Origin of the sequence: Trichormus sp. NMC-1, from assembly GCF_001858025.1 — a bacterium.
GTDB lineage: Bacteria > Cyanobacteriota > Cyanobacteriia > Cyanobacteriales > Nostocaceae > Anabaena.
In genome coordinates this window covers 640,932-653,014 of sequence record NZ_LZQD01000001.1, presented here as the reverse complement: position 1 = coordinate 653,014, position 12,083 = coordinate 640,932, and the positions used below count along the sequence as shown (strand labels likewise).

Below are 12,083 nucleotides of genomic sequence, written 5' to 3'. Positions count from 1 at the left end.
AACTATTGAAAAGCTTGTGTAATCTGCTTTTTTAATTTTCAATTTTTAATTCTTCCCTACGGTATTAGCATATTCGTTTTGAAAAAAGTTGACTAGCCAATCTTTAACTTTGCGGGTGGCGCGACAGTCGTCTTCGTTGTAACGTTGGATGAGTTCTAATAAAGTGCGATCGCTTGTCTCTAACCATTGATCATACCAGTATATACATTTAGCACCACTAGCTTCTTTATCACGCCACTCAAATCCTAACCAACGTGCGATCGCTTTTAAAGCATAACTTTCAATTGGTAGCGCCACGCTTTGGATTAATTGTTCATAAATATCTACAAAGCGATTGAGTATGGGCTGTACTGAAGAGTTCGGTGTGCGGTAAAGTCTTGCTAACCGTTTGACGGTATCAAATTCATAAGCGCAAAAATGATATATTGGTGCTTCAGGATATTGCCAGACTAAATCCAGAAATTGCTGCCAAATTAATTCTTCTTGGGCTGGTGTTTCTGCTAAAAATGAATAAAACTGTTCGCTGTTAGCTTGTCTATCAACTACCAAAACCCCTAAAAGGTAATTTAAGTTTAAATCGGGTTGGGCTTCAATATCAAAATATAGCTCGATTGGGGCTGTAAATGTGAGTTTTTCTTCAGCAACAGGGTATGGTAGGATGAGGGGTTGTTTGCTGAAAGTCGATTGCGCTTGGACTATTAATTTAGATGCAACATCAGCGTCAAACCCAATCAAGTTTTCTAAAGTACTAGAACTCGTATTAGCCAGTGCTTCCAGCGTAGTAGTCGATAAAGCTTGCAGTTGAGTGTAGCGAATCGGTGTTACACCAGGCAATAGGGAAAGATGTTCCTGAGATTGTGCGATCGCATAACAATGATTATACCAGTGGCAGAGATTGCATTTTTGCCGAGCAATAAAAACCTCTGGCGGTTCTGGTGACTCAATCATTTGAACATACTCCGCCAAAATCTCCAGCATTTGTGGTATCCATTTATCCACATCTACCACATAGGTTGAGTCTTTATTCCGCAAAATCAGCCAAGCTTCTTGCTCTATATTTTCCTGTAATGCTGCCAAAATTTCGGCGTGAAAAGCCGCAACAACTTGATATTCTTGTTTAGGACGTTTACCTAGTTGAATATCCAATGGCACATAAACCCAATCTCCAAGCCAGGATTTTCCTGGTTGTTTGACAAGTAAATCTGGACGACTCAGTAAGGTATATTTGTCTACATAATTGGCTAATAACACTCCGCGATGAATGAAATCAACCCCTTGCTGCATTAATTCTATGGTTGCTGCTGCGCCGGCTTGCCAGTTTTTTCGGGGATATTCCGGTTGGTGATACTCCAAGTTTTCCATTACACTCTGCTGATGAGCGATTTTGTCTTGTTGTACTTTCACCAGCAATTCATGGGTAACTACTCGCTGGTTATAGTCACCATGAGTATCTAAAAAAGGCCGCCGTTTACAGCGTTGATATTGGAGTAGGTTTTCAGCATTGATTAACATCCTTTTAAGCTAACAATAATTATGGGTTTTTAGGATAGACGGCCGAAGTTATATCCTGTTCGGTTGAATACTGATCATTAGGGCTGACACGGGGACGGGGAGACATGGGGACGCGGGGAGTTTTTTTGATAAGCAGTTAGCCGGACTTGATTTTACTCTTTTCTCTGAAGAATTTGGATTTAATGAACCGCGTTCACGAAGTGTACCGTAGGGATAGGCGCGTTCGCGGTAGCGTTGCGAAGCAAAGAGCGCGAAGGAAGAAGGAAGAAGGAATATAGGTAATTTTTGACTGGGAAGTGTGTAGGAGGGAGGGGGGAATAGTATTAATATGGGGTTTCCTGCTAAATGGCGAATCTAAAATCTAAAATCTAAAATTAACTATGTTGCATCACCATCGCGCACAATTTCCAGCTTTAGGGAATAAGGTTTATTTTAATTATGGTGGACAAGGACCAATGCCTCAAGGGGCTATGGATGCTATCTCCCAAACTCAAGCTCATATTCAGGATATCGGGCCTTTTGGAACTGAGGCTTATGGCTGGATTTCACCCCAAATGCAAGCTACTAGACAAGCGATCGCTTCTGTGTTAAATGTACCATCTGACACGATTACTCTCACGGGTAATGTCACAATTGGCTGTAATATTGGAATGTGGGGTATCAATTGGCAAGCTGGTGATCATCTCTTACTCTCTGATTGTGAACACCCCGGAGTAATTGCTACTGCTCAAGAAATTAGCCGCCGATTCGCTGTAGAAGTTTCTATTTGTCCCCTGAAGGCAACTTTAAATGAGGGTGATCCTCTCTCTATTATTGCTGAAAGTTTACGCCCCAATACTAGGCTTGTGGTTTTAAGTCATGTCTTGTGGAATACAGGTCAAGTTTTGCCTCTTGACAAAATTGTCGAAATATGCACGAATAACAATTCTTTGCTGTTGGTAGATGCTGCACAATCTGTGGGTGTTCTACCTTTAAATTTAACGGATTTGGGTGTAGATTTCTATGCTTTCACCGGTCATAAGTGGTTATGTGGCCCTGCTGGTGTAGGTGGTTTGTATGTGCGTCCAGAAGCGCGGGAAAGTTTGCAACCGACTTTTATCGGTTTGGACGGAATAATTACCAATAATCAAGCGCAACCAGTTAATTGGCAACCAGATGGGCGAAGATATGAAGTCTCTACCCTAGCAACTCCATTGTATGTGGGATTAAGGGAAGCGATCGCTATCCATCAAAAATGGGGAACAGCCGCAGAACGGTATGAGCAAATTTGCCATAATAGTGAATATCTTTGGGAAAAATTGACAAATTTACCGGAAGTTAAATGTTTAAAGAATTCCCCACCCGAAAGCGGTTTAGTATCTTTTCAACTTGCCAATAATCAGCCTAGTTTGAAGTTAGTACAATTTTTAGAAGCGCAAAAAATCTTAACTCGAACAATTGCTAATCCAAATTGTATCCGCGTCAGCGTTCATTATCTAACTTTAAAATCAGAAATTGACCAACTAATCACAGCAATCAAACAATTCACAATTCAAAATTAAAGAAATTCTTCGCGTCCCCGCGTCTTTTTCATCTGCGGTAAAAACCCCAAAACCTAAAACCTAAAATGGAACGCCCTATCCTATATATAGCAATCACCAATCACGGCTTTGGCCATGCTACCCGCACCGCATCAATAGCGGCAACAATTCAAAAACTGTGTCCAGAAATATTATTGATTTTAGTCACTACTGCTCCCCGCTGGTTGTTAGAATCTTATATAAAAGGTGATTTTATCCTACGTCAAAGGGCATTTGATTTAGGAGTCATCCAAACTGATAGTTTAACGATGGATAAATCAGCAACCTTAGCAAAATTAAGAGAAATTAAAAAAAATCAAAATTCTTTAATTGCATCGGAAGTTAATTTTATTCGTCAAAATCGTGTTAATCTTATATTGGCAGATATTCCCTTTCTCGCTGCTGGATTCGCAAAAGCAGCAAATATTCCCTGCTGGATGATGAGTAACTTTGGTTGGGACTTTATTTATCGAGATTGGGGTGGGGAATTTATAGAAATTGCTGATTGGATTAATGATTGGTATGCAAAAAGCGATCGCTTGTTTCGTTTTCCCTTTCACGAACCCATGCCAGCTTTTGCTAATATCACAGATGTAGGTTTAACCGGTAGTTCTCCAAACTTCCCTGCTGAGGAATTACGCGCTAATTGGGGAATAACAGCACCCCAAGAAAAAACTATATTACTTACTTTTGGTGGTTTAGGTTTACAGGAAATTCCTTATAATAATATTGATAAGTTTTCCGATTGGCAATTTATCACCTTTGATTCTTCTGCACCTGATTTACCAAACTTAGTGAAAGTCACAAATCGTGAATATCGTCCAGTTGATTTTATGCAAATTTGTGGCCGAGTAATTTCTAAACCAGGTTATAGTACTTTTGCAGAAGCTACACGCTTAGGATTACCTATTATTACCATCCCTCGTGATGACTTTGCCGAAGCTGTTTTACTCTTAGAAGGAATAAAAAATTACAACCAACATCAAATCATCAATCCAAAAGATTTCTTTCAAGGAAATTGGGATTTTCTTCATGACTCACCCCAACCACCAAAACAAAATCAAACCCTAGCCAAAGATGGAAATGAAACTATAGCTAAATCTGTGATAAATTATTTTCAATCAATGTAGATACAGCAGGAGTCAGGAGTCAGGAGTCAGGAGTCAGGAATAAAACTGGCTTGGTGTCTAGGTTTCAATTTTGATTCTGTACCTCATTGATCTGCAATCTGCTGTAATATTTCCAAAATCTAAAATCCAAAATCCAAAATCCAAAATCTAAAATCTAAAATCCAAAATCTAAAATCTAAAATCTAAAATTGGTATGACTCACTACCAAAAATTATTGAAAGTTTCCACTACTGGGAAATCATTTCAAAACATTACCGCCAAAATCGCAGCCATAGTTGCCGAATCAGGAGTGAAAACTGGACTTTGTACTTTATTTTTGCGTCACACTTCAGCCAGTTTAGTCATTCAAGAAAACGCAGATCCTGATGTATTAATAGATTTGGCAAATTTCATGGCTAAATTAGTCCCAGAAGGCAACGATTATATCCATGATGCCGAAGGTGCAGATGATATGCCAGGCCATATTCGCACAGTTTTAACTCATACTTCCGAACAAATACCTATTAATAACGGTTATTTAGTATTGGGAACATGGCAAGGAATCTATATTTGGGAACATCGTCAGCGCAGTCAAACAAGAGAGTTGGTAGTTCACATTTCTGGATAGGCTATCAGTACAGTAGATATCTGGCGGAAAAGAATGTAGAGACGTTCCATGGAACGTCTCTACAAGGGTTCTAGGAAACGCACATTTAATTTTCACGCTCTTGTCGTTCATCTTAGCTTTAGATAAAGTACGATATATCTTAACAATTGACAACATACCCCTTGATATGATTACGGATAACTGCGCCTAAAACATCTATGAAAATTGCTGATTTAATTAACTGGTTTGAAGAATGGGCAAATCCCGCTTGGTGTGAAAGCTGGGATAATTGCGGTTGGCAGATTGAACCAGGTGTGTTGTCGGAAGAAGCAAGGGTGTTGGTGTGTTTGACTCCAACTTTAGCGGTAATGCAAGAAGCGATATCTCTCCATGCTAATCTGATTTTTGCCCATCATCCCCTGATTTTTCATCCCCTCAAATCTTTATGCACTGGGGAAGCAATCACAGAAATGGTGCGCTTCTCTTTTACTCACAAAATTGGTGTATATAGCGCGCATACAAATCTTGATCAGGTAAAGGATGGCACAGCGGATGTTTTAGCACAAATGTTACAATTGCAAGCAGTATCTCCCATAGTCCCTACCCAATCAGGTTTAGGTTATGGACGTGTAGGAATGCTGGAACCATCTCTGACTTTACAGGAATTACTGACCACCATTCAAACTCGACTTAATCCCCCAAAATTGATTTTTTCCCCTACTGTTGATTTGCAGCAGAAGATTTCACGAGTTGCTGTTTTGGGTGGTTCGGGTGCAGGTTTTATTTCCGAAGTCGTCAAAACCGAAGCTCAAGCTTATCTTACCTCCGATTGTAAGTTCCATCAATTCCAAGAAAGTAGAGACAGGGAACTCATTCTCATTGATGCTGGACATTATGCCACTGAACGCCCAGCGTGCGATCGCTTGGTACAAAAATTCCAAACTCTCAACTTAGATTGGGTGCAATTAAGTCAAAGTGATGAGGATTTTCGCCAGTTTTTACCCTGATTAAATATTTTGGCAATTTGCCCTTTCAAGTAATTTTTATTACTTAGAATATTACTATAGCAGTATATTGGAACACGAACTGTTTGTTAACTTCATCAATCAAATAGTCGGATTTTTTGTACTTTTTCTTTCTAAGTGATTCCGTGAAAACCTTGCCAATCATAGTATTCTTGTATTATTTTCGTGATTGAAATCACAATAAAAATGTAATGACAATCACTGGAATTTATTGTTCTATATCAATGTATTGGGAAAGTAAATGCTCCACAATGGAACTAATAAACTCTCTATTATGCCCTATTTATCATGATTCGTACACTCATTGCATCTGCTTTCCAAACGGGATATCTTAGTGTTGAATCTGAGGGTTTACTGCGCCAGGTATTAGCGACTAAGTGCTATCGGCCAGAAGATTTAGAAGAGCTTGCATCTCTATACGAAGCAATTCGCACTGGTAAAATTAAAAGAGAAGCTTCTTCCAAAAACCTGATGAAATTCCCCATCCTCAACTAATCTCATTAAAAATTGCGCCACAAAACTTAACATACAGCACATACAGCCGAAATTGCCCGAATATATAAATTTATTGCCTGCTTTTTGGGGAATCATCGCAGGTTAACATTAATTAAAACTACCACAATACCACTATCTACTGCCCTACCGCTGGGTAAATGGCATAAATACAATCAAAATCAATCTTTATCTTATAACAACAGCCAAGGTGGTTAGGACACCAAAAGACTTTTCACACTGTTACCTGTCCGCTATCAAGAGTCCCCTGCTATACCCTGGATTAGTGATTCAGTCACATTTCTTTAAAGATCCTGATCCAAAAATTACGTTTGTATTATCCTGCGTTACAACGTAAAACTCAAAACTCTTCAGGTATTGTTGTTGAAAACAATGAAGGTAAGCCAGAGAATGAGTTAAGATCAAATACATTAAGGGTTAAAAGTATAGCCGAGTCCCCAGACTTCCTAGAAATGCCAATGACTACAAGTAGGCAACTCAAACAACCGCAATCATCGCTTGCTTTGCAGTACTATTTATTACATTACGGTAGTAAGGAATCACCACCACATATTAACCTGGTTAGGACAACTCCAGAATTGTTTGACTTCTATGAAGTAGACATTCTCTAGCATTGACCCGAAAGAGACTGAGTTCAACTGATGCAGTAACCATATGTTTATGACCCAAGCTTTCCCTATATCTAACTACTACAACCGAGTTATTGTTAGATTGGGTCAATAGACTTACTAGTACCGCTTCTCTGCGAGAGGCTACGCCTACGCTGAAACCAAAATACCTGCCAAAGCGCTTTGCGTCTACGGGTAACTACAAAATTCAAAATTCAAAAATCTTATCAAGTAAGCTTTTAATCGATTTTGAATCGTAGATTGATTTCCGCCACACTGTACTAGTTGTGAACTGTAGAATTGACCTCTTAAGGGTGTATTTTACTGGGGTAAAACCCGGATTTTGACAGGTTTAACTACGTTGTTTAAAAAGGCAGAAGCAGTACATGCTACACCGCAAGATTTATCAACTGTGTTGCGACGGGCGGGAGGTATGTGTTTTTTTGCGGGATCAGCAACGCTGGATAGAGCGGGCCCGCATCATAGATATAGAGGGTGATTTAGTGACTCTACGCTATGAAACAGACGAAGAAGACGAAGTTTGTTCTTGGGAAGAGATGGTTCGCCTAGAAAGCATTGGCGCTGTAACGCAAAAATTAGCTTCCGTACCACGGGGTAATGTGGAACCTCTCATGACTGAAGATTGTCCTGAGGCGGAGCGTATCCGCAACCCATACACAGACTCAAATCCAGACTAATTTAGACCTGAGTACTGAGTTTTGAGTCGCAAATCCTGATTCAAGACTCATAATTAGATAGCCTCTCAAAGGCTGGACAGTAACCTTCAAGGGTAACTTTGAAGTTATACAATGGGGCAGCGGGATTCCAACACCGTTGCCCTCTTTGGTATCTGCACGTACCACAACATTCTAGTTCAGACCATGTATAGCGATCTTTATTTTGGTTGAGCAGTTCTCGTTGGGACAACCCCCGCAATACTAATTCTTCCCCTTGCCAACGGGCTTCAATTAAACCTGTATCCGCAAATTGTCGCCAACGTTGATCAGCTGTAATCGCATCGGGGAGGGTAATTGTAATCACCGTTCCCAACTCTGTTAACTCGCCTTCATAATTAGTTTCTGGAGCAGCTGGTTGTAAAAATGTTTCCCCAATGGGCAGTTCTACTAAAATACCCGCCGCAGGAGAATGCACATGATAACGATTTTGTAGCTCTTCTAAGCTTGTCAAGTCGGCTAAGTAGGCAGGGGAACCGTGAACAAAAACAACGTGCTGGGGACGTAAATTATGAATTAGCTGTGTTGTCCCCGGACCATCACTATGTTGAGCCATGAGATAGCTTTCCACAGTAGTCTTTGCTAAATATTCTTGATTAACTTTTATATCAATTTTTTCTGGCAGCAGAATCAGCCAAGGTCCTGTGTTGGGCTGGCAGTATTTAGCCAAATCCGCTGTAGAGTCAGTGAGGAGAATACAGGGTGAATTGCCCAGAGTTGCTAGATTTTCTGCCTTCAACCGCCGCACACGGGGACGTACTCGTTCATCCCAAAATAAAGGTTGATGACGAGCAAAGTTCTGGACTGATGCCGGCAGATGGGATAAAAGTTCTAAATAAGCATCGCAGCCAGCAGCAACAGCACCATCCACCCAAATATCTAAGTCTCGTCCGGTAAAATGGTGATGAGAGCGTAACAGCATCAGTAGTTCTTGACCTAACCCTAAAGCAGGTGTAGGGAGAATTACAGAATAATGATCTGCGATCGCATCTGAGGCACTGGAGGTAATGGCGCGATGAATTCTTTCAGCTAGTTGATTTTCTTGATTGCGGCGGTGGGGATGGCGAGATGTGCCATAGCTGCCTTCAATTAGCAACACATCTAACTCTAATCCGCGCAATTCCTCCAAGCGTAATCCATCTACTAGCCGGGAATTGGATAAGAAAAAATCCCCTGTGTAAAGTAATTTGTAATCTCGGTGCTGAGTATGATAAGTGAGTAGAATAGCTACAGCGCCTGGCATATGACCGGCGGGAAATAATTCTACCACCAGATTCTCTTGAATTTCTACAGGCGATCGCAACGGCAGCGCCTGACAAAATGCCGGAACCACTTCAGTGTCTTGTTCTGGCCAATTTAGTGGCAATAACTTACTAGTTACTTCACTGGCATAAATTGGTAAATGGGGAAAAGCTTGATTTAGCCCCAGCAAACCTCTAGCATGATCTGGGTGAGCATGACTAACTAATACTACATCGGCTGGTAGCTCCGAACTACCCCGCGCTGTCGATTGAGTCAAATCTCTCGTCAGCGATGAAATATCCGCCAAACCACAATCTAACAAAATGCGGTGTGGACCCATCCGCACTAATAAACACAAGCCTTCATCCTGATGTTGAACACTGTAGGGAAAACAATCTAATTCACTAGGCGCTTCCCCAGTATCAGGGTGAGAGGATACCGACAGATCATCCCTCATGCTCTCCTGCTCCATAAAACTAATACAACGTCAGAATTATCCAGACATTGAGATTTACTTCCTGCTTCCTCCGGGACTGTCGGTTTTTCTCCCCGTCCACAGGCAGACACGACTAAGCCAGCCGCCTTTGATAGATTAATCACAGCGTTTAAGTCTTGATCTAGACTAATACCGTTTCACTTTAAGATTGATACAAATGGACGAACGCGGTGACGCGGAGATTCATTTGTAGCTTTAACAATACCTTGTCCATTTTTTGTAGGTTGGGTTAAGCGACAGCGCAACCCGACGCATTTGTTGGGTTTTGTACCTCAACCCAACCTACAAATCAAGACTTTTTTCGATTTGGACAAGGTATTGTTTAATTAAGTGAATTGATATAACACCCTATCTAAATAACGGCATTTTGGTTAATGCCCACAGGAAGAGCCTTAACCCCACAAAAGATCAATGAATTCTATCAATGTGCAGAACCGTTGCCATGATAGTTATCTGAATCATAAAATCCGTTCTTCGTGCCGAAAAATAAGCACGAAATAGTAAATATAACGGTTAATCCTACTAAAATCAGCTTAACATCCATGTGTTTGCCCTCCTTGACTAAAGACTTTTTTATCTTAATAGTGTAATTCTGTATCTGGGCATAATCACTAGAAAATCTTTACTATGCTTGGGTACATTGAGCAATAGGTAAAATTACCCTAATAATGTAGATTCTAAACCTTTTCCGCTAATCTGTCCAACTTAGGACTTCCCAATATCCCATTGTTTTCAGAGCAGGGAGCAGGAAGCAGGGAGCAGGGAGCAGGGGGAAGAAAAGTTGTTTTAATTCTGTGAAATTGGATAATTTATAGCAGATTGCAGATCAATGAGGTACAGAATCAAAATTGAAACCTAGACAGCAAGCCAGTTTTACTCCTGACTCCTGACTCCTGACTCCTGCTGTATGTTTTGAAGTTCCCATAAAACTGTTTTTCCCACTACTTCCTGATTAAAGAACAATTTCCTTACCTCGGTCTGTGAAACGCACATCTTTAATTTTCCATTGGGAATTACTGGTTAAGGTTTTGCGAAGACTACCAAAGAGTGCAAACTGTTCACAACTGGAAAGAGAAGCTATTTGCCGCTTTGATTCAGGAGAGATTCGTAAATCAACGGTAGCGACACCATTATTAACATTTACCCGATACCCAGACAAGCTCAAGTCCGCTGTATCTCGTTGCTCTATGATTTTACCTATGGCTTCTGTCATGGGTTCATCCGCTGACACTGAAGCTGTTTTAGGAATTAATTCTTGACATTGTTCATCACTTGTGTATAGGGTAACATTAGTAGTTTTACCAGAGACAGCTTTAGACTCTGAAGTGGGTAGCTCTTCCCTGGGAGATTCTGTAGTTGAATATGGCTCAACTTTGCTAGGTGGAGACTTTAGTGGAGTCGTGCTTGGAGTTAGTTGAGGAGTTGGGGAAACTGCAATGTTTGGTGTTGTTATGGGTGTTGAGATTTGACTTTGACTATTATCAGCCGTATCGTTGGTAGCACAACTACTAATGCTGGTGCAAAGGGCTAATAAAATCAGAGACGAAAGATATTTTTTTTGGCTGTTCATAATTTGAGAAAATGGTGTATTAATGGCTGAGATCATACATTTTACAGAATTTATCAAAGGAGTAACTTATACAACTTTATTAGAGTATGTTTGTCAAGTCTAATTTATGACCGAGAGATTATAAATCACTCAGAGAGAATAGAATTTAACTTATTCAGACATATTTTGAGGTAAAAAAATTAAATATCGTTCATTATGATTAAAAGTCCTCTCCGTTATCCTGGTGGTAAATCAAGAGCAATCAAGCAAATATCAGAACATTTACCAGAAAGCTTTTCAGAATTCAGAGAACCTTTTGTGGGTGGTGGTTCCGTATTTATTTATTTAAAACAAAAATTCCCTGATTTAAAGATTTGGATTAATGATTTAAATCGTGAGTTGTTTTTATTTTGGCATTTTGCTCAATCTGATTTATCTAAATTAGTTTCGGAAATTCGCCATGTTAAAAAAACTTATAAAGATGGTAGATTGCTATTTTCAGAATTAACAAGTGTTGATGCCAGTAGTTTATCAGATTTAGAAAGAGCAGTGCGTTTTTTTGTTCTTAACAGAATTACCTTTTCGGGAACTATAGAATCTGGTGGTTTGTCTCTGGAATCTTTTCATAAAAGGTTTACTGATTCATCTATAGATCGGTTAGAAAAATTAGAAACTATATTAACAGAAGATGTCAAAATTACTAATTTAGATTATAGTCAAGTGATAAATGCCGAAGGGGAAAATGTATTTATTTTTTTAGATCCGCCCTATTTAATTGCCAAAAAGTCAAGATTATATGGTAAAGATGGTGATTTACATACTGGATTTGATGATCAAAAATTTGCTGAAGATTTAAAACTATGTGAACACCGATATTTAATTACCTATGACGACTCACCACAAATCCGCGAAAATTTTCAAGGGGCAAATATTTTTGAGTGGCAATTGCAGTATGGGATGAATAACTATAAGCAAAAAAAAGCTGAAAAAGGTCAAGAGTTATTCATTAGCAACTATAAAGTTAAACAAACTGTAGAGAAAACAGTAAAAAATAAGAATCTACCTAATTTAGCTTTGCAGTTAAGTCTTGATGTCTAGGGCTAAATTTTGATACTTTGCCATTTTTTCG

At 39.6% G+C, this 12,083-nt stretch carries 12 protein-coding genes; 8 read left to right on the top strand and 4 right to left on the bottom strand.

The genetic code is table 11. From position 1 onward, the window contains the following. Positions 1–45: 45 nt before the first annotated feature. Complete coding sequence (locus tag A9Y75_RS02865; RefSeq protein ID WP_071188018.1) at positions 46–1,512, bottom strand: TM0106 family RecB-like putative nuclease; 1,467 nt, start codon at positions 1,510–1,512, stop codon at positions 46–48. 380 nt (positions 1,513–1,892) lie between these two features. On the opposite strand from A9Y75_RS02865, the gene A9Y75_RS02860 reads away from it, so the two are divergent. The 7 genes from A9Y75_RS02860 to A9Y75_RS02830 all read left to right on the top strand — a co-directional run bounded on the left by A9Y75_RS02860 (position 1,893) and on the right by A9Y75_RS02830 (position 7,631). Continuing rightward, positions 1,893–3,053: an aminotransferase class V-fold PLP-dependent enzyme gene (locus tag A9Y75_RS02860; RefSeq protein ID WP_071188017.1), complete on the top strand. Its 1,161-nt coding sequence runs from the start codon at positions 1,893–1,895 to the stop codon at positions 3,051–3,053. A 65-nt stretch (positions 3,054–3,118) separates the two neighbouring features. Continuing rightward, positions 3,119–4,201, top strand: a complete 1,083-nt coding sequence (locus tag A9Y75_RS02855; RefSeq protein WP_071188015.1) for a glycosyl transferase — start codon at positions 3,119–3,121, stop codon at positions 4,199–4,201. A gap of 193 nt (positions 4,202–4,394) precedes the next feature. Next, positions 4,395–4,808 carry a secondary thiamine-phosphate synthase enzyme YjbQ gene (locus A9Y75_RS02850; RefSeq protein WP_071188013.1) on the top strand — a complete coding sequence of 138 codons (414 nt, stop codon included), beginning with the start codon at positions 4,395–4,397 and terminating at the stop codon, positions 4,806–4,808. A 197-nt stretch (positions 4,809–5,005) separates the two neighbouring features. Then, positions 5,006–5,794, top strand: coding sequence for a Nif3-like dinuclear metal center hexameric protein (locus A9Y75_RS02845; protein WP_071188011.1), 789 nt, complete (start codon positions 5,006–5,008; stop codon positions 5,792–5,794). Positions 5,795–6,100: 306 nt separating this feature from the next. After that, positions 6,101–6,307: a hypothetical protein gene (locus A9Y75_RS02840; RefSeq protein WP_071188009.1), complete on the top strand. Its 207-nt coding sequence runs from the start codon at positions 6,101–6,103 to the stop codon at positions 6,305–6,307. Positions 6,308–6,636: 329 nt separating this feature from the next. Continuing rightward, positions 6,637–6,936, top strand: coding sequence for a hypothetical protein (locus A9Y75_RS02835; RefSeq protein ID WP_071188007.1), 300 nt, complete (start codon positions 6,637–6,639; stop codon positions 6,934–6,936). Between the two features lie 383 nt (positions 6,937–7,319). After that, positions 7,320–7,631 (top strand): DUF6679 family protein, encoded by a 312-nt coding sequence (locus A9Y75_RS02830; protein WP_016951371.1) that lies wholly within the window; start codon positions 7,320–7,322, stop codon positions 7,629–7,631. A 40-nt stretch (positions 7,632–7,671) separates the two neighbouring features. On the opposite strand, the gene A9Y75_RS02825 is transcribed toward A9Y75_RS02830, so the two are convergent. The 3 genes from A9Y75_RS02825 to A9Y75_RS02820 all read right to left on the bottom strand — a co-directional run bounded on the left by A9Y75_RS02825 (position 7,672) and on the right by A9Y75_RS02820 (position 11,011). Beyond that, positions 7,672–9,366: an MBL fold metallo-hydrolase gene (locus A9Y75_RS02825; RefSeq protein WP_071188005.1), complete on the bottom strand. Its 1,695-nt coding sequence runs from the start codon at positions 9,364–9,366 to the stop codon at positions 7,672–7,674. Continuing rightward, positions 9,363–9,509 carry a hypothetical protein gene (locus A9Y75_RS28165; protein WP_177176082.1) on the bottom strand — a complete coding sequence of 49 codons (147 nt, stop codon included), beginning with the start codon at positions 9,507–9,509 and terminating at the stop codon, positions 9,363–9,365. Before A9Y75_RS28165 ends, A9Y75_RS02825 begins: the two co-directional genes overlap by 4 nt. Positions 9,510–10,357: 848 nt before the next feature. After that, a complete protein-coding gene (locus A9Y75_RS02820) occupies positions 10,358–11,011 on the bottom strand; it encodes a sporulation/spore germination protein (protein ID WP_071188004.1) in 654 nt (217 codons plus the stop codon). 159 nt (positions 11,012–11,170) lie between these two features. Here A9Y75_RS02820 and A9Y75_RS02815 point away from each other — a divergent pair, with 159 nt between their 5' ends. After that, positions 11,171–12,052: a DNA adenine methylase gene (locus tag A9Y75_RS02815; RefSeq protein ID WP_071188002.1), complete on the top strand. Its 882-nt coding sequence runs from the start codon at positions 11,171–11,173 to the stop codon at positions 12,050–12,052. Positions 12,053–12,083 lie beyond the last annotated feature (31 nt).

Bases quoted from the DNA above. Each gene is read 5' to 3' on its own strand.
- A9Y75_RS02850 (WP_071188013.1), top strand. From the start codon at position 4,395: ATGACTCACTACCAAAAATTATTGAAAGTTTCCACTACTGGGAAATCA.
- A9Y75_RS02845 (WP_071188011.1), top strand. From the start codon at position 5,006: ATGAAAATTGCTGATTTAATTAACTGGTTTGAAGAATGGGCAAATCCC.
- A9Y75_RS02815 (WP_071188002.1), top strand. From the start codon at position 11,171: ATGATTAAAAGTCCTCTCCGTTATCCTGGTGGTAAATCAAGAGCAATC.
- A9Y75_RS02840 (WP_071188009.1), top strand. From the start codon at position 6,101: ATGATTCGTACACTCATTGCATCTGCTTTCCAAACGGGATATCTTAGT.
- A9Y75_RS02855 (WP_071188015.1), top strand. From the start codon at position 3,119: ATGGAACGCCCTATCCTATATATAGCAATCACCAATCACGGCTTTGGC.
- A9Y75_RS02860 (WP_071188017.1), top strand. From the start codon at position 1,893: ATGTTGCATCACCATCGCGCACAATTTCCAGCTTTAGGGAATAAGGTT.
- A9Y75_RS02825 (WP_071188005.1), bottom strand. From the start codon at position 9,366: ATGAGGGATGATCTGTCGGTATCCTCTCACCCTGATACTGGGGAAGCG.
- A9Y75_RS02830 (WP_016951371.1), top strand. From the start codon at position 7,320: ATGCTACACCGCAAGATTTATCAACTGTGTTGCGACGGGCGGGAGGTA.
- A9Y75_RS02820 (WP_071188004.1), bottom strand. From the start codon at position 11,011: ATGATCTCAGCCATTAATACACCATTTTCTCAAATTATGAACAGCCAA.
- A9Y75_RS02865 (WP_071188018.1), bottom strand. From the start codon at position 1,512: ATGTTAATCAATGCTGAAAACCTACTCCAATATCAACGCTGTAAACGG.